The sequence below is a fragment of the Stenotrophomonas sp. SMYL86 genome (assembly GCF_036320025.1).
Taxonomy (GTDB): domain Bacteria; phylum Pseudomonadota; class Gammaproteobacteria; order Xanthomonadales; family Xanthomonadaceae; genus Stenotrophomonas; species Stenotrophomonas maltophilia_A.
This window is the reverse complement of the sequence record NZ_JAWIRU010000006.1, coordinates 98,594-115,708: the sequence shown is the minus strand read 5'-3', so window position 1 is coordinate 115,708 and position 17,115 is coordinate 98,594. Positions and strand designations below refer to the sequence as shown.

Here is a 17,115-nt window from a genome sequence, read left to right as displayed (position 1 = left end):
GTGCAACAGGATGATCAAGCCGCTGCTGATCGCGGCCACCGTGCTGGCCGCCGCACCCGTGTTCGCGCAGAACGGTGCCGACGCCGCGCGCGATCCGAAGAAGACCGAGGTGTGGACGCCGGTGCCTGCGACCGTTGCCACGCCGCCAGGCAGGGCCCCGTCCGACGCAATCGTGCTGTTCGATGGCAAGGATGTCTCCGCGTGGGAGTCGGAGCAGGGCGGAGGCGTGCCCTGGAAGGTTGCCGATGGCGCCATGACCGTCGTGCCCGGCAGCAAGGGCATTCGCACCAGGCAACGCTTCTGTGACGTCCAGCTGCATGTCGAGTGGCGCACGCCCACCGACACGAAGGGCTTCGACGGACAGAACCGCGGCAACAGCGGCATCTTCCTGCAGGAGCTGTATGAACTGCAGGTGCTCGACAGCTACAACAACCCGACCTATGCCAATGGCCAGGCGGGCTCGATCTACAAGCAGGCCATGCCGTTGGTGAACGCCTCGCGCGCACCGGGACAGTGGCAGGCCTACGACATCCTTTGGAAAGCACCGCGCTTCTCGGCGGGCGGCGGGCTTGTCTCGCCCGCGCGCATCACGGTGCTGCACAACGGCGTGCTGGTGCAGGACGACACTGTGCTGGCGGGCAAGACCGAGTACATCGGCGCGCCTTCCTACGCGCCGCATGCGTGTGCGCCGCTCTATCTGCAGGAACATGACGCCAGGGTCAGCTACCGCAACATCTGGGTGCGCGAGCTGTAGGGGCACGCGGCCAGCGTGGTCGCCGGCCGCTTACTTCGCCAGGTAGCTGGCGATGTCGTTGATCTCCTGCTGTGACAGCTGGGAGAAGGGGGGCATCAGCCCACCGCCCTTGCTGATCTTTTCCTTGATCTGCGCAGGAGCCATGCGCTTGCCGATATCGGTGAGCGCCGGGAATGCGCCCGGCATGCCCGCACGATCCGCACCATGGCAGGCCACGCAGTTCGCGGTGTAGAGCTTTGCACCCGCAGCCGGATCGTCCTTGCACCAGGCGGCCGTCGCAACGCTCATGCCACCCAGGGCCACCGCCATTGCCAGGATCATTTTCATGTGGGGCTCCTTGATGCGTCAGCGCCGCGCATGGGCAGGCGCATTCGTGGTCAGGTGTTCACGCAGATAGTCCGCACCGGTCTGGATGATCCTGGCCGGATCGCGTGGCTGGTCGTGCTCGATGATGTACCAATGCACGCCGGCGGCTGCCGCAGCAGGCAGGATCGCGTTCCAGTCCAGCACGCCCTGGCCAACCGCGGCGAATCCGCCTTCGTCCTGGGCCTGGCCCTTCGGTGCATTGTCCTTGGCGTGTACCGCGAACACGTGGCCGCGGAACTTTGCCAGCATCACTGCCGGGTCCAGGCCTGCACGCGCGACCCAGGCCAGGTCCAGCTCGGTCTGCAGGTCGGGACCGGCGGCGGCGAACAGCAGCTCCAGTCCGGTCCTGCCGTCGAAGTCGACCAGTTCGAAGTCGTGGTTGTGGTAGGCCAGGCGCATGCCCTTGCCGCGCACCTGCTTTGCGATGCGGCCCAGTTCCTGGCCCAGGGCGGTCCAGCCGGCGGCATCGCTCGGACGATCCTTCTTGTCCAGGTACGGCACCACCAGCGTCGTGTTGCCGATCGACCGGTTGAAGGTCACCACCCCATCCAGGTTGCTGCGCAGCTCGGCCAGTGGCACATGCGATGAAATTGCCTTGATCGAATACCGGTCCAGCAGCTGCTTGAGCTCGGCGGCGCTGGTGTTCTGCGTGCCGACCGTTTCCACCTCATGGACGCCAGCGTCGTGGACGATCTTCAGCTGCTGCTCGAGCGAGCCGGCATCGCGCAGGGTGTACATCTGTACCGCGATCGGCTTCTGCGTGCTGACAGCTTCGACTGCAAAAGCGGGCAGGGCAGCGAGCAGCAGAATGAGGCTTGCAGTTCCATGGACAAGGGCTTTCATCAACAGATCCTCCCGGGTTTCAACCGATGGTGGTCCAGGCACGCGACCTGGCTGATGCAATGACACGATCGACGATCCGCGCCGAGCGCAGGCCGTCCTCGAAGGTGGGCAGGCCCTGCGGCCGCTCGCCCTCGATGGCGCGATAGGTGTCGGCGACAAACGCTTCGAAGCACTGGGCGTAGCCCTGCGCGTGTCCGGCCGGCAGCACGGAAAGGCGGCGTTGATCGGCACTGCCGGCGCCTGGTCCGCGCACGAAGATCTCCTCGCGTTGGTCGGGCAGGCCGATCCACAGCCGCTCGGCGTCTTCCTGGTTGAAAGCCACGCTGGCCTTGGCACCGTCGATCTCGAACCAGAGGCGGTTGTGGCGTCCGGCCGAGACCTGGCTGACCGTCAGAGATGCCAGCGTACCGGCACCGGTCCTGAACATCGCCGCAGCCACGTCCTCGCTCGTTACCGCCTGCATTGCGCTGGCCGCGGTTGGCGTGCTGAAGCTCTGCCCGCTGACGGCGCCGCGCTCGGCGATGACCGTAGAGAACGCCGCGCTGACCTCGGCGAAGCGTTCGCCGCTGACCCATTCCACCAGGTCGCACCAGTGCGAGCCGATGTCGGCGAATACGCGCGAAGCGCCACCCAGCGCCGGGTCCACGCGCCAGTTGTTGCTGGCCGGGTCCAGCAGCCAGTCCTGCAGGTAGCTGCCGTGGATCAGGTGCAGCGGCCCCAGATCACCCTGTGCTATGCGTGCGCGCGCCTCGCGCACCACCGGGTGGTAGCGGTAGACGAAGGGGACCGTGGCAACCAAGCCGGTCGAGGCGGCCAACGCCGCCAGCGCCTGCGCATCGTCCAGCGTGGTCGCCAGCGGTTTCTCGCAGATCACGTGCTTGCCGGCTTCCAGCGCGGCCTGCGCCATCGCGCCGTGCAGATGGTTGGGCGTGCAGACGTGCACGACCTGCACCTGCGGATCGGCGATCACCTCCTCGATGTCCCGATAGGCGCGCGGGACATTCCACAGCTGCGCCATCTCACGCGCGCGCTGCGCTGACGAAGCGGCAACGCCGCGTACCTCGGCACCGGCGAGCAAGGCCGCGCGGCGGTGCACGGCGCCGATCATGCCGGCGCCGACGATGGCGATTCCAAGCGTTGGCATCGGCTCGAATCCTCAGCGTGTGGAAGATGCGGCGGCCACGGCGGGCCGGTCGCGGAACAGCAGCAGGAAGGCGATCAGAACCACCAGCGCGACGCCAGCCGGGAACAGCCAGATCTGCTGCCAGTCGGGGCCGGCCTCGGTGGTGAAGTGCTCCACCACCGCGCCGGACAGGAAGGTGCCGATCAGCATGCCCACGCCGTACGTGGCCAGGGTGATGAAGCCCTGCGCGCTGCTGCGCACGGCGGGGCCGGCATGGGCATCGGTGTAGATCTGGCCGGTGACGAAGAAGAAGTCGTAGCAGATGCCGTGCAGCACGATGCCGATCACCAGCAGCGAGAAGCCGCTGCCCGCATCGCCGAAGGCGAACAGGACGTAGCGCACCACCCACGCCGCCATGCCGACCGCCAGCATGGTCTTCACCCCCAGCCGCACGAACAGGAACGGCATGGCCAGCATCAGCAGCACCTCGGAAACCTGGCCCAGCGACTGCAGGCCCGCTGCGCCGCGCACGCCCAGGTCGTTGAGATACGGATTGGTGAAGTTGTAGTAGAACGACAGCGGGATGCAGATGGCGATGGAAGCCAGGAAGAACACCAGGTAGGCACGCGACTTCAGCAGCCGCAATGAATCCAGCCCCAGGATCTGTCCCAGCCCGGCATCGCGCTGCTGTGCCAGTGGCGGCGTGTGCGGCAGGGTGAACGCATACAGGCCCAGTACCAGCGATGCCAGCGCCGCCATGCGGAACGTCAGTTCAAGCCGATGGGCCTGCTCCCAGCCCAGCCAGCCGATCAGCACGCCTGCGACGATCCAGCCGATGCTGCCGGCCACGCGTACCAGCGGGAACTGTTTCTCGGGCGACTGCATGTGCCGCATCGCCACGCTGTTGGCCAGTGCCAGCGTGGGCATGAACAGCAGCATGTAGCCCATCACGCAGGCCGAGAACATACTGAAGCTGGTGGCGGTGGACGCCAGCCACATCAGTACCGCGCCGGCCAGGTGCAGCACCGCGAGGATGCGCTGCGCGGCGAAGTAGCGATCAGCGATCAGGCCGACCAGGAAGGGCGCGACGATCGCGCCGATCGACTGGCTGAGGAAGGCCGTTGCGACCTGGCTGGCGCTGGCCTGCAGCGGGCCCTGTACCAGGTACGTCCCGAGGGTCACGAACCACGCTCCCCAGATGAAGAACTGCAGAAACATCATCGCGCCCAAGCGCGACATGGCGTGCGACATGGCTTGCCCTCCCGGGGCGGTAATGGCTCAGATTCCCAGCATGCGGTGCAGTGATGCGGCGTCCGTGCCACTGTCGGCAAAGTCATCGAAGGCGCGCTCGGTCACCCGGATGATGTGGTCGCGGATGAAGGCGGCACCTTCGCGTGCGCCGTCCTCCGGGTGCTTCAGGCAGCACTCCCATTCCAGTACCGCCCATCCGGGGAAGTCGTACTGGGCGAACTTGGAGAAGATCGCCTTGAAGTCGATCTGGCCATCACCGGGCGAACGGAACCGGCCCGGACGATCGATCCAGTCCTGGTAGCCGCCATACACGCCGCTGCTCGCGCTGGCGCGATACTCCGCGTCCTTGACGTGGAAGATGCCGATGCGCGCGTGGTAGCGGTCAATGAAGCCCAGGTAGTCCATCTGCTGCAGCAGCAGGTGGCTGGGGTCGTACAGGATCTTCGCGCGGGGGTGATGGTCCACCACATCGAGGAAGCGTTCAAAGGTCGCGCCGTCGTGCAGGTCCTCACCCGGGTGGATCTCGAAGCACAGGTCCACGCCGCAGGCGTCGAACGCATCCAGGATCGGGCGCCAGCGGCGGCCGAGTTCGGCGAAGGCTTCTTCCACCAGTCCCGGTGGACGCTGCGGCCAGGGATAGAAATAGGGCCAGGCCAATGCGCCGGAGAACGTGGCATGCGCGGTCAGCCCCAGGCGCTGGCTGGCTTTGGCGGCCAGCAGAAGCTGCTCGACTGCCCAAGCCTGGCGGGCAGCCGGATCGCCGCGCTTGTCCGCCGGCGCGAATCCGTCGAACAGGCTGTCGTAGGCCGGATGCACCGCGACCAGCTGCCCCTGCAGATGGGTGGACAGCTCGGTGATCTGCACGCCATGACCGGCCAGCATGCCGGCGACGTCGTCGCAGTACGCCTGGCTGAGCGCGGCCTCGGCCAGATCGAACAGGTGGGGCGCGCTGGTGGGGACTTGTACGCCAGAATAGCCCAGACCCGCGGCCCATCCGGCCAGCGTGTCCAGCCGATCAAAAGGAGCTGTGTCGCCGATGAACTGCGCCAGGAACAGCGCTGGACCCTTGAGCGTCTTCAACGTGATTCGCCCTCGATGCAATCGATTGCATTATCCTAGCAGGGGCTCACGCAGGACCTGTTGTGCACTGCACAGCAGACAGGAGAACTAACGCCATGGCCACCATCTACGACATCGCGAAGCACGTCGGCGTCTCCGCAGGCACGGTGTCGCGGGCGCTTTCCCGGCCGGACAAAGTGCTGCCGGCTACCCGCGCGCGCATCGAGCAGGCCGCCGCCGCACTGGGCTATGTGCCCAACACGGTGGCCCGCACGCTCAAGACCCAGCGCAGCGGCAAGATCCTGGTCACCGTCCCGGACATCGCCAATCCATTCTTCGCGCAGATCCTGCAGGGGGCGGAGGACGCCGCACAGGCGGTCGGCTATGCCGTTCTGCTCGGCGATACCCAGCATCAACCCGACCGCGAGGAGCGCTATGCGCAGATGCTCCGGCGCAACGAGGCCGACGGCATGATCGTGCTGGGGCACCGCCTGCCGCCCACGGCGCGCGCGATCGTCCAGCAGCGCGGTGCCGCCGCGCCGGTGATCAACGGCTGCGAGTTCGATCCCGCGCTGGGCATTCCCAGCGTCCATATCGATAACGCCGCGGCCGCGCGCGTGGTGATGGAACATCTGTATGGGCTGGGACACGAGCGGATCGCCGTGGTCGGCGGACCGCCGGACAATCCGCTGCACCAGCAACGGCTGGAAGGGGTGCGGGCTGCTGGCAAGGCGCGTGGACGCCTGCGCCAGCTGAACATCGTGCCGGGTGACTTTTCGGTGGAATCCGGCCATGCGGCTGCCATGGCGCTGCTGGACGGCATGTCTGCGCCAACGGCGATCTTCTGTTTCAGCGATCAGATGGCGCTGGGCACCCTGGCGGCCTGCCGCGATCTGGGCATCCGCGTGCCGGAGGACCTGTCCATCGTCGGCTTCGATGATCTGGCATCTTCCCGCTACCTCACGCCGCCGTTGACCACCATCCGGCAACCGATGCGGGAGATCGGTGAGCGCGCGGTCAACCTGCTGCTTGCCATCATCGAGCACATGGATGTGCCGCTGCAGCAGACGCTGGATTTCAGCCTGATGCTGCGGGGTTCAACGGCGCCACCCAGGCGTGGGTGAGGCAGGGTAACCGCCGTGAATCCTTGATCCCGAATTGACGCAGAGCTGTCAGACTCACCAGAGGCCGCCCGGCAAGGGCGTGCGATCGCGCAAGGGGGTCGGCAATGCCGTTCTTGACGGACTCGACGGAAGTCGCGGTCGAAGGCATCGGCGCGGCACGTCGCATCGGCTGGATGCGCTTCGTGGGCAATGGGCTGGGCGCGATTCCCATCGCCTCGATCATTCTTGAACGTCAGGACGGTGTGTTGGCCTGGGCGTTGCTGCTGCTCAATGCGTTGGCATGGCCGGCGCTCGCGCTGGTGCTGACCCAGCGCTCACGGCAGCCTGCGGTGGTCCAGTTCCGTTGCATGGTGGTTGATTCCTTCTTTGGCGGTGGCTGGATCGCCTTCATGGGGCTCAGCGTGGTACCCAGTGCGTTGTTCGCCGCGCTGCTGGTCGCCGACAAGATCGCCGCCGGTGGGGTGAAGCTGGCGGTACGGGCCACACTGGCACTGGTGGTGGGATTCGCGCTCACCTGGTGGGGGCTCGGGTTTCCTTACCAGCCGGTGTCATCGCAGCGCACGATCGTGCTCAGCGTGCCGTTCCTGTTCGTCTACGGCATCGGCCTCAGCATCCTCAGCTGGCAGCTGGCGCGGCGGGTGAAATCGCAGAACCGCCAGTTGAAGCGGCTGAGCCGCATGGACCCGCTGGTGGAGCTGGCCAACCGCGGCTTCCTGATCGTCCGTGCGCAGCAGGCACTGGACAAGGCGCAGGGGCAGGGTGGTTTTGCCTGCCTGCTGATGCTTGATGTGGATGACTTCAAGCGCATCAATGACTCGCACGGTCATCGCGCCGGGGACGAAGTGCTGCGCCATATCGCGTCCACCTTGCGCGCCTTCGCCCGGCCTGGCGATACCCCTGCGCGGCTGGGAGGCGACGAGTTCGTCGTGCTGCTGCAGGACTGTGCGCCCGTCGATGCGATGCATGTGGCAGAGCGGGTTCGGCTGCAACTTCTGGAGGCAGCACGGCAGGCAACCCCGGGCATCGAGTTCAGCGTCAGCATCGGAATCGCGGCGACGCCGCGCGGTGGCAGCGTCGAGGACTGGCTGGCACTGGCCGACCGCGCGCTGTACCACGCCAAGCGCCAGGGCAAGAACAACGCCAGCTATGGCGAATGAGGTGTTGACACGTCTCTGGCGCAGGCCAGCAGCTGGGCGGCCGTTGCCGGAGGCTTGCAGCGCACCGCCAACTGCAGCGTAGTGGTCGGCATGCCCAGTTCCAGCGCAACAAAAGCCAGGCCGCTGCGGTGCATGCTCTGCATCGAGGCCGGCACGATGGCGATACCCAGGCCGGCAGCGGCAAGGTTGATCGCTGAAGCCACCTGCGGCGCTTCCTGCTGGATGGTAGGCGCGAAGCCCTGGCTGCGGCAGGCAGCGACGACGTCTGCACTCAGGCCCTGACCCGATTTCCGCGAGAACAGGATGAAGCGCTCGTCGCGCAGCTCGGCCAGCGCGATGCTTGTCCGGCTCGCCAACGGGTGATCGGCCGGCAATACTGCCACCAGTGGCTCGGCACTGAGTTGCTGTGTCATCCGTTCACCGGTATTGGAAAACGGCGGGCGCACGATTACTGCATCGAGCTCGCCATCATCGAGGCGCCGGACCAGGGATTCACTGCCATCTTCTACCAGCCGCACCTGCACTGCCGGATGCGCCCGCTGGAAGCTGCGCATCAGCGCGGTGACCGCCTCGTTGTAGGTCGCCGATTCGGTCAGCCCCAATGTCAACGTGCCGACCTCGCCGCGTGCGGCGCGCAGCGCCTCCTCCTTGGCCTGGTCGACGCGCGCGAGGATGTCCTCCGCGGCTTTCCAGAATACCTGGCCAGCATCGCTGAGCACGATGCCGCGTCCCTGCCGGTGGAACAGCGGTGTGCCGATCTCTTCCTCCAGGGCGCGGATCTGCTGCCCGAGCGGCGGCTGGGCGATATGCAGGGCCTCGGCGGCCTTGGTGAAGCTCTGCAGCTGGGCAGTCATGACGAAGTAGCGCAGGTGCCGCAGTTCCATTGGAACCTCAAACGTTCTGGTGCTGTACGAACACGGTATTGGACGGTCGCCGCTGGCGGCAACATCATCGGTATCCCACGGCAGATGTCCAACGACAAGGGAGACCACATGAAAAAGACACGTCAGTTGCGCGATCTGCTCCGCCAGGGCAGCGTGATTGCGCCAGGTGCATTCGATGGATTGTCGGCACGCCTGGTGGAGCTGGCCGGCTTCGATGCGGTCTATGCCAGCGGCGGCGCCATCGCACGTTCGGCCGGCGTGCCGGACATCGGCCTGCTCGGCCTCAGCGAAGTGCTTGCGCAGGTTGAACGGATCGTCGATGCCTGCGATCTGCCGGTGATCGCCGACGCTGACACCGGCTTCGGCGGCACCGCGAATGTTGAACGCACGGTGCGCGCGTTCGAAAGGGCAGGGGTTGCCGCCCTGCATATCGAGGACCAGGCCTTCCCCAAGCGCTGCGGACACCTGGATGACAAGACGCTGGTCGACGCGGGCGAGATGTGCACGAAGATCCGTGTTGCCTGCCAGTCGCGGATCGACCCGGAGTTGATGATCATCGCGCGTACCGATGCCATCGCCTGCGAAGGCCTGGATGCGGCGATCGAACGGGCGCAGGCCTATGTGGACGCGGGCGCGGACATGATCTTCGTCGAGGCACCGGAAACGCTGGAGCAGATCGAGGTGATTTCGCAGCAGGTTCCCGGGCCGAAGCTGATCAACATGTTCCACAGCGGCAAGACGCCGCTGGTGCCCGTGGCGCGGCTGGCCGAACTCGATTACCGGCTGGTGATCATTCCCTCGGACCTGCAACGGGCTGCGATCCGGGCCATGCAGCGCACCCTGCAGGAGATTGCAGTGACCGGTGACAGCGGGCGTGTTGCCGGCGAGCTGGCCAGCTTCGGCGAGCGTGAGACGATCGTGCGCACGGCGCGGTATCTGGCACTGGACCGGGTGTGATCCGGGCGTGATTGCGGACGTGCCGATGGACGGAGAAGGGGCGGCGGAATCCGCGTGTGTTGCCTGTTCATCCTGCACCCGGAATCATCGCCGCCAATCCTCTACCATGGGCCACCCTGCCCGGACGTGCCGCCCATGCAAGACGCCCTCGTTGCCCAGCCCAAGCCCCCCGTCCCGAGGATCGCGGCCTGGCTGATGATGCTGCTGGGCATGTGGCTGGCGTTGAAGCTGGGCCTGGTGGTGACCCTGCTGTCGGGCCTGCTGGTGTTCCAGCTGACCCACCTGCTGGCCTCCACCGTGGAGGGCAAGCTGCCGCCAGGCCGGGCGCGGGCGATCGCGGTGATCGTGCTGTCAGCGGTGATCATCAGTGCGCTTGTACTGGCCGGGATCGGCGTGGCGTCATTTTTCCGCAACGAGACCGGTGGACCGGACGCATTGCTGGCGCGGCTGATGGAGATCCTCAATTCGTCGCGGCACCAGGTGCCGGCGCTGCTGCAGCCGTACATCCCCGAGGACATGCCGGCGCTGCGCACGGCACTGAACGACTGGGCCGCCGAGCATCAGCGCCAGCTGGGCGTGGCCGGTACCTCGGTGGTGCAGGTGGGCGTACGCGTACTGATCGGTATGGTGCTGGGCGCGATGATCGCGCTGTATGACGAACTGCCGCTGCCGAAGATGGGCCCGCTGGCGCAGGAGCTGATCGGCCGCACCAGCCGCCTGGCCACTGCGTTCCGCCAGGTGGTGTTCGCGCAGGTGAAGATCTCGCTGCTCAACACCGTGTTCACCGCCATCTTCCTGCTGGGCGTGCTGCCGTTGTTCGGCGTGCACCTGCCACTGTCCAAGACCCTGGTACTGATCACCTTCATCGCCGGCCTGCTGCCGGTGGTGGGCAACATCATTTCCAACACCATCATCACCATCGTCGCGCTGTCGGTCTCGTTCTACGTGGCCGTGGCGGCGCTGCTGTACCTGATCGTGATCCACAAGCTGGAGTACTTCCTCAATGCGCGCATCGTTGGCGGCGAAATCCAGGCCCGCGCCTGGGAGCTGCTGTTGGCGATGCTGGTGATGGAAGCGGCGTTCGGCCTGCCCGGCCTGGTGGCGGCGCCGGTGTTCTACGCCTACGTGAAGCGCGAACTGGTCGACCAGCGCTGGATCTAGTACGGCAGGGTGTGACGCATTCGCCCCAGCCCGGCGCGGGGTGAGACCTTGCGGCGCGTTCGCGGTGGCTGCGGTATACCCATGGTCACGGTTCGCGCGGCACTGGCTTGGCGCTGCCGGGACCGGCGGCTACAGTGATCCGCACTTCAGGGGAAATTTGCATGGCCGGCAAGGCATCGCCCATCGGACTGCGGACCTGGGTCTGGATCCTGGCGGGGTCGTTCGTGGTCTGTACGCTGCCGTTGATGGCCATCGCGCTGGTCCAGGGCACGCTGCGCTACAGCGCTGCCGAGGACAACCTGGTCAGCCTGCGCCAGCTGCGCCAGACCTTCGACCTGGCCAACCTGGTCTCGGCCGAACGCGGCCCGGCCAACAGCCTGCTCGGTGCCGACCCGGCCGATGCCAGCGAGCATGCGCGGCTTACGCTTCAGCTGGCGGTGGTGCGCAGGCGTGTGGACACCGCGCTGCAGCAGCTGGATGCCGTGTTCACGGCTGATCCGGGCGTGGTGGATGAGCATGGGATGCTGGCAGACGCGCAACGTCGCCTGCAGTCGGCACGCGCGGGCGTGGACCGGGTGGCAGCGCAGCCGCGCGACGCACGACGCGTCGAAGACGTGGAGCGCGCGATCAGCGGCATGTTTGCCGTGGTCGACCGCCTGCATCTGCTGACCTCGGCACAGATCAACGTACTGGTCCGGGCCGACCGCGAAGCGGCGATTCCAGCCATGCAGGGCCAGGTGCTGATCGACCTGCGCGAGCACGGCGGGCGTCTGGCCTCCAACGTGATGGCGCCGGTGGCGGTACCCGGTGCCTGGCGCAACGAACAGGTGCGCGCGGCGCTGCAGACCGAGGGCCGCCTGCTGGAACTGTGGCGGCTGGCCGGCAGCCACGAATCGGTGTTCCGCAGTGATCCGACGCTGTCCTGGCATTGGGATATGGCGCGCCGGCAGTTCTTCGGCGAGTCACTGCCGATGATCGAACAGCTGATCGACGACGGACGGCGTGGCCTGCCGCCGCCGTGGACCGCTGCCGAGTTCACCACGCGCTACGTGCCGACCCTGCAGTCGCTTGAGGCGCTGCGTGACGGTTACCTGAGTGTGTCCATCGCCAGGTTCGAGCACACCCGCAACCGGGAGGCCACGCGGCTGGCGGTACTTCTGGCCACCGCGCTGGGAACCCTGGTGGTACTGGGTGTGGCGCTGCGTATCGCGCATCTGCAGATCCTGCGGCCTCTGCTGCAGGCACAACGGCAGGTGATCCAGATTGCCTCCGAAGCGCCGGGGCCCGAGCAGCATGTCACCCATCCGCTGGCCGAGATGCAGCGCCTGTTCGATGCGATTGAAGTGCTGCGCGAGAAGTCGCGCGAACGCTCGGCGCTGACCAGCGAGCTGCGCCAGCTGGCCGGCACCGATGAATTGACCGGACTGCTGAACCGTCGCGCGCTGGAGGAACTGGTGCAGCAGCGCCACGACGAGGGGCGGATGAGCGCAGTGGTGATCCTGCTGGACGTTGATCGCTTCAAATCGATCAATGATGGTCATGGCCACGATGCGGGTGATGAAGTGCTGGTACAGGTGGCGCAACTGCTGCAGCGCCATCTTCGCCGCAGCGACAGCATTTCCCGCTATGGTGGCGAGGAGTTCCTGGTGCTGCTGGCCGACGGTGACCTGGCCGCTGGCCGACAGCTGGCCGAATCGCTGCGGCTTGCGCTGCAGCAGCTGGACATCGTGGTGGCCGGCGGTACCGTGCTGCGGGTGACCGCCAGCTTCGGCGTGGCCCGCGGTGCTACCGACGCCTTGGGCTGGCGGACCCTGCTGCGTGCCGCCGATGCGGCCATGTACCAGGCCAAGGCGCAGGGCCGCGACCGCGTGCGGGTCGCCGGTGGTGGGCGCATTCCACGCTGAAACATCATGTTCATCGCTGGCGCACGCATGGCTGCCTAGACTGGACCTTCGACCATTTGGCAGGAGCGCATCATGACCGTTCGCCCCGTCGTTGCTGCAGCGCTGCTGGCCGGGATGCTGGCCGGCTGTACCTCCACTTCGTCGCAGACCGCTGCGGATGCGCCACGCCACCCCTCGGTTGCCGCCGACCTGAGCCCGGTGCCGGCTTTCACCGGCGGCGGTGCGGGTTGGAGCATTGAGATCGCCTCCACCGGCCAGGGCAACCACGATGCCAGCCTCAGCGCTGACGGCCGTACCCACAAGGGCACGCTGCGCTATCCGGGGCAGCCGGCCGATGCACCGAGCTCGCTGATCGTGCTCAACGGCGAGCTTGGCCAGCAGCCCGCCATCGTCGAGATCAAGCGTGAGTCGTGTCGCACTGCCGAAGGTGTGGACACCCTGGCCAGCGTGCAGGTGACGATAGAAGGGCAGCCGCAGCGCCGCGGTTGTGGCCACCTGGCCGTGTACTGATCCTGTGCGCCGTCGTGCTTGAGATTCCAACCCTGCACACCGTGCGCCTGCGGCTGCGTCCACAGCAGCTGGATGACTTCGGCGTCTATGCCGCGTTCCTGGCCTCGCCGCGTGCGCGGGGCATGGGCGGGCCGTTCGGTGAGGTGGCGGCGTGGGGGCAGTTCTGCCATGACCTCGCCAGCTGGCATCTGTTCGGCCATGGCGCGTTGATGATCGAGCGTGCCGATACGGGAGCCTGCATCGGCCAGGTCGGGATCAATCATGGCCCGCTGTTCCCGGAAAAGGAACTGGGCTGGCTGCTGTATGACGGCCATGAAGGGAAGGGCTTCGCTACCGAAGCGGCCGGCGCGCTGCGCGACTGGGCCTTCGTGGTGGCGCAGCTGCCGACCCTGGTCAGCTACATGGCATCGGACAACCTGGCGTCGCAGGCCGTTGCACAGCGGCTGGGCGGCGTGCTGGACGATCACGCCGTGCGCAGTGATGCCGATGATCTGGTGTATCGCTACCCGCGCTGACGCCTAGCTGCCCGTGGCCGGGGCCTGTACCGTGCGGCCGAGCGCCTTGGCGACGCCTTCGCGCTTCTCGATCAGGAATTCCATCAGGGCGCGCACGCGCGGTGGCATCTGCTCGCGCGAAGGCACGTACAGGTAGAAGCCGGGGAACGGTGCCGACCACGCCGGCATCAGGCGGACCAGGCGCCCATCGGCCAGCATCGGCTGCAGTGACAGATCGATATGCTGCATCACGCCCAATCCCTGCAGCGCGGCGCGGATCATGCCCTCATCGTCGTTGGTGACATAGCGTCCGCGCGGTTCCACTTCAAAGTCATGACCGGGCTGGCCCGGCGTGCTGAATTCCCAGGCATAGACCCCGCCGCTGCCGGTCTGCCGGTAGCCCAGGCACTCGTGGGCGGCCAGTTCGGCGGGCGTGGTGGGCGTGCCATGGCGGGCCAGGTAGGCCGGCGAGGCGACCACCACCATTTCCAGCATCGGCGTGACCGGCACGGCGATCATGCCTTCGGCCAACCGCTCGCCAAGGCGGATGCCGGCGTCACAGCCGTCGGCAACGATGCTGGACAGGCCGTCGTCCATCACCAGCTCGATGCGCAGCTCGGGGTAGCGCGCGAAGAACTCCGGTAGATGCGGTTCGATCAGCGTCTTGGCAGTCAGGCGCGCGGTGTTGATGCGCAGCAGGCCGGACGGAGCGTCATGGCTGGCGCGCAGGTCGCGTACTGCGGTTTCGATGGTGCTCAGCGATGGCCGCAGTGCGTCGAACAGGCGCTGGCCTTCCTCGGTGAGCGACATGTCACGGGTGGTCCGGTGCAACAGGCGTACCCCCAGCTGTTTCTCCAGGGTCTTCAGGCTCTGCGACAACGCCGGGCGCGAGACCCCCATTTCAACGGCCGCTTTGGTGAAGCTGCGGTGGTGGGCGATGTGGGCAAACCAGGCCAGCTGGGGCAGCAGGGCCGGGTTGATCGGGCTGGGGGCGCTCATGGGGCTCGGTCGGCAGGACGGCGGGAGAAGATGGCGGCACAGGCTGTCGCTCTTTGGTAATTGCAGCTTACTACTATGGTTGTGATTGGCCGCTTTTTCGGCCCCAATCCCGGGTCTATCGTGCTTGCAACGGCGACACCCGTCGCCTCCCGCCGCTACCGAGGAGCCGCAGCATGGAAACCATCAACATCCAGAATCCGGACATGGCCTGGCCCATCGCCGCCGACCTGCATTTCCCGCCGGACTTCGACCGTAACCAGATCTATCCCGCGATCATCAGCATGCATCCGATCGGCAGCTGCAAGGAGCAGACCGCCGGCAACATCTACGGTGAGGCCCTGGCTCGCGAGGGCTACGTGGTGATCGCCTATGACGCCAGCTTCCAGGGCGCCAGCGGTGGCGAGCCGCGTCGGGTCGAAGACCCGACCCAGCGCGTGGAGGATGTACGCCGCGTGGTCGACCATCTGGTCACCCTGCCGTACGTGGATGCCGAACGCATCGGCGTACTGGGCATCTGTGGCGGTGGTGGCTACGCGATCAACGCCACCATGACCGAGCGCCGCATCAAGGCGGTCACCAGCATCACCGGTGTCAACTTCGGCCGGCTCAGTCGTGAGGGCTTTGGCGGTTTCGATCCGATCGGCACGCTGGAGGCCATCGCTGCCCAGCGCACCGCCGAGATGCGCGGCGGCGAGGCCCGTGTGGACCTGTTCCTGCCGCCTTCGGTGGAACAGGGGCGCGCCGCCGGCATCACGGATATCGATGTGCTGGAGGCCACGGACTATTACCGCACGCGCGAGCCGCAGCCCAACGGCGTGGTCAGTGCGCTGTTCTCGCATCGCGGTGCAGCGGTGGGCTGGGATGCCTTCCACCTGGCCGAAGTCCTGCTGACCCAACCGTTGCTGGTGGTGATCGGTGACAAGCCGGGTGGCTTTGGTGCCTACCGCGATGGCCTGGAGATCCATGGCCGTGCGGCGTCGAAGCACAAGCAGTTGAAGGTGGTCGAAGGCTGGTCGCATTACGACCTGTATGACAAGCCGGAGCCGGTGCGCGAGGCCCTGTCAGCGGTCGTTCCCTTCTTCAAGCAGCACCTGTGAGCTGATGTGGCAGGTGGTGCCGGCCACGGGCCGGCATCATCTGTACGCGGAGTACTCCGCCCAGTCATCGAGATCGGCCAGTTCCGGCGCCAGCGCATGTTCGACCGCGCGGCGCAGCAGTGCCGGCGCGACGTAGTGCCGGTGCGCGGCATCGATCAGCGCCATGTACAGGCGGCCGAACGCATTGCGGGTCTGCACGCGCGAGCCGAGGCTGATCTCGACGTGGCCATCGGCACAGCGCTGCACCCGCACGCTGCTGCGGAAGCGCAGGTGGCGATCATCGGCACCGAGCAGCACTTCGGCGCAGGTGTCCCCGTCATCGATGTGCGCGTCCAGCACCGGGTAGCGACCGGCGAACAACCGGCTGCGGTCGGTCGACAGCAGTGACGATACCGGGCAGCCGAGCGGCGACGTACGCAGCCGCAACGGCGCCACGAGGCGGTTACGCAGTGCCATCAGGTGGCCCACGCCGGTGGGCGGATTGCGCAGGAAGCCTTCCAGTACATCGGCCAGCAGTACCGACGCGGTGTGATGCGCGACCTGCGCGCTGTCCAGGCACAGCGTGGTCTGGTCCTGGTAGTGGCTGTGCGGCAGCGCAGTGGCCAGCAGCCCGTCGCTGTGTGGTGCCTGCGACTGGACCGGGTAGGCCGGTGTGGCGCGTTCGACGAACCCGCGCAGCGGCCGCAGTGGAATCCGGCGCAGCGGACCGAGCAGGGCACGGGTACGCGCGCACAGCTGAGCACTCAGGCTGGGGGGGGCGGCCTGCAGCGACAGCTGCAGCAGTGGCGCTGCCGAGAGTGCAGTGGCCGATGGCCAGTGGGCATCGGGCAGTACCTCGGTCAGGCTGGGGATATCGGCCGCATTGCGTTGAACCTGTGCACGGGCCTGCTCATCCATCGCCCCGGCCAGCTCATTGCTGTGGCAGGACAACGCGAACAGCGCCGGATGTGTGCGATGGTTCGATGCGAACTGGTGCCACGTGCCGCCGCCGAAGCGCACGGTGAACAGGCAGTCCGGTGGAATGCGGATGCGCCGCAGCGTGCGTGCGAAGGCAGCGGGATCGCGCGCCAGCTGCGCGTCGGAGGCGGTGGCGAAGCGCAGCTCGGCGCCCGCGCTTCCGGCGATGGCGGTGAACGTGCGCGGGCCTGCATGGCGATGAAACGGGTGACCAACGGCACCGACGGTGAAGCTGTACAGCGAGGAGGCGTCGCCCTGCTGCAGATGCATGCCGCCCAGTCGCGCCGAAGGCTCGTCCAGCGCATCGATGAAGGCCGGGTGGTGGCGCTGGCGCTGGCTGGCGTCGGTCACCAGCGCATCACCGGCACCGATGCCGAGCTGCGCGATCAAGGTGACTTCGGTCGGGCTTCCGCCCTCTTGCCCCGGAAGCTGCACCCCTGGAAACGAACGGCGGTCGCTGGTCGAACCAGGCATG

At 66.9% G+C, this 17,115-nt stretch carries 17 protein-coding genes; 9 read left to right on the top strand and 8 right to left on the bottom strand.

Annotated features, from left to right (window positions below):
• Nucleotides 1-10 precede the first annotated feature (10 nt).
• Nucleotides 11-754, top strand: a complete 744-nt coding sequence (locus tag V3B64_RS09000; protein ID WP_329913977.1) for a DUF1080 domain-containing protein — start codon at nt 11-13, stop codon at nt 752-754.
• Between the two features lie 30 nt (nt 755-784).
• Here V3B64_RS09000 and V3B64_RS08995 read toward each other — a convergent pair whose 3' ends face one another.
• From V3B64_RS08995 to V3B64_RS08975, 5 genes are read right to left on the bottom strand one after another with little or no spacing between them, the layout of a single operon-like run.
• Complete coding sequence (locus V3B64_RS08995) at nt 785-1,081, bottom strand: cytochrome c (protein ID WP_032127645.1); 297 nt, start codon at nt 1,079-1,081, stop codon at nt 785-787.
• An 18-nt stretch (nt 1,082-1,099) separates the two neighbouring features.
• Nucleotides 1,100-1,963, bottom strand: coding sequence for a sugar phosphate isomerase/epimerase (locus V3B64_RS08990; RefSeq protein WP_329913976.1), 864 nt, complete (start codon nt 1,961-1,963; stop codon nt 1,100-1,102).
• Nucleotides 1,964-1,982: 19 nt separating this feature from the next.
• Nucleotides 1,983-3,107, bottom strand: a complete 1,125-nt coding sequence (locus V3B64_RS08985; RefSeq protein ID WP_121503952.1) for a Gfo/Idh/MocA family oxidoreductase — start codon at nt 3,105-3,107, stop codon at nt 1,983-1,985.
• Nucleotides 3,108-3,119: 12 nt separating this feature from the next.
• Nucleotides 3,120-4,337 carry a nucleoside permease gene (locus V3B64_RS08980; protein ID WP_121503951.1) on the bottom strand — a complete coding sequence of 406 codons (1,218 nt, stop codon included), beginning with the start codon at nt 4,335-4,337 and terminating at the stop codon, nt 3,120-3,122.
• A gap of 27 nt (nt 4,338-4,364) precedes the next feature.
• Nucleotides 4,365-5,417 carry a sugar phosphate isomerase/epimerase family protein gene (locus V3B64_RS08975; protein ID WP_121503950.1) on the bottom strand — a complete coding sequence of 351 codons (1,053 nt, stop codon included), beginning with the start codon at nt 5,415-5,417 and terminating at the stop codon, nt 4,365-4,367.
• A gap of 95 nt (nt 5,418-5,512) precedes the next feature.
• Between V3B64_RS08975 and V3B64_RS08970 the strand changes: the two genes are divergently transcribed.
• Complete coding sequence (locus tag V3B64_RS08970; RefSeq protein ID WP_121503949.1) at nt 5,513-6,520, top strand: LacI family DNA-binding transcriptional regulator; 1,008 nt, start codon at nt 5,513-5,515, stop codon at nt 6,518-6,520.
• Between the two features lie 104 nt (nt 6,521-6,624).
• Nucleotides 6,625-7,677 carry a sensor domain-containing diguanylate cyclase gene (locus tag V3B64_RS08965; protein ID WP_132809508.1) on the top strand — a complete coding sequence of 351 codons (1,053 nt, stop codon included), beginning with the start codon at nt 6,625-6,627 and terminating at the stop codon, nt 7,675-7,677.
• Here V3B64_RS08965 and V3B64_RS08960 read toward each other — a convergent pair.
• Nucleotides 7,665-8,561 carry a LysR family transcriptional regulator gene (locus V3B64_RS08960; RefSeq protein ID WP_329913975.1) on the bottom strand — a complete coding sequence of 299 codons (897 nt, stop codon included), beginning with the start codon at nt 8,559-8,561 and terminating at the stop codon, nt 7,665-7,667. The two genes, V3B64_RS08965 and V3B64_RS08960, sit on opposite strands and share 13 nt — an antisense overlap.
• A 108-nt stretch (nt 8,562-8,669) precedes the next feature.
• Between V3B64_RS08960 and V3B64_RS08955 the strand changes: the two genes are divergently transcribed.
• The 5 genes from V3B64_RS08955 (at nt 8,670) to V3B64_RS08935 (ending at nt 13,608) form a co-directional block, all read left to right on the top strand.
• Nucleotides 8,670-9,518, top strand: a complete 849-nt coding sequence (locus V3B64_RS08955) for an isocitrate lyase/PEP mutase family protein (RefSeq protein WP_329913974.1) — start codon at nt 8,670-8,672, stop codon at nt 9,516-9,518.
• A gap of 135 nt (nt 9,519-9,653) precedes the next feature.
• On the top strand, nt 9,654-10,679 hold the full coding sequence (locus tag V3B64_RS08950) for an AI-2E family transporter (RefSeq protein ID WP_012510371.1): 1,026 nt from the start codon (nt 9,654-9,656) through the stop codon (nt 10,677-10,679).
• Nucleotides 10,680-10,840: 161 nt separating this feature from the next.
• Complete coding sequence (locus V3B64_RS08945; protein WP_032127635.1) at nt 10,841-12,583, top strand: GGDEF domain-containing protein; 1,743 nt, start codon at nt 10,841-10,843, stop codon at nt 12,581-12,583.
• A gap of 72 nt (nt 12,584-12,655) precedes the next feature.
• On the top strand, nt 12,656-13,093 hold the full coding sequence (locus V3B64_RS08940; protein ID WP_329913973.1) for a hypothetical protein: 438 nt from the start codon (nt 12,656-12,658) through the stop codon (nt 13,091-13,093).
• A 14-nt stretch (nt 13,094-13,107) separates the two neighbouring features.
• The gene (locus V3B64_RS08935) at nt 13,108-13,608 is read left to right on the top strand and encodes a GNAT family N-acetyltransferase (RefSeq protein ID WP_032127656.1); all 501 of its coding nucleotides are present in this window, start codon (nt 13,108-13,110) and stop codon (nt 13,606-13,608) included.
• Between the two features lie 3 nt (nt 13,609-13,611).
• Here the strand turns inward: V3B64_RS08935 and V3B64_RS08930 are convergent, their stop codons facing one another.
• On the bottom strand, nt 13,612-14,586 hold the full coding sequence (locus V3B64_RS08930; protein ID WP_049443813.1) for a LysR family transcriptional regulator: 975 nt from the start codon (nt 14,584-14,586) through the stop codon (nt 13,612-13,614).
• Between the two features lie 173 nt (nt 14,587-14,759).
• Here V3B64_RS08930 and V3B64_RS08925 point away from each other — a divergent pair, with 173 nt between their 5' ends.
• Nucleotides 14,760-15,683, top strand: coding sequence for an alpha/beta hydrolase (locus tag V3B64_RS08925; protein ID WP_329913972.1), 924 nt, complete (start codon nt 14,760-14,762; stop codon nt 15,681-15,683).
• A gap of 36 nt (nt 15,684-15,719) precedes the next feature.
• Here V3B64_RS08925 and V3B64_RS08920 read toward each other — a convergent pair whose 3' ends face one another.
• On the bottom strand, nt 15,720-17,114 hold the full coding sequence (locus V3B64_RS08920) for a DUF2867 domain-containing protein (protein ID WP_329913971.1): 1,395 nt from the start codon (nt 17,112-17,114) through the stop codon (nt 15,720-15,722).
• Nucleotide 17,115 lies beyond the last annotated feature (1 nt).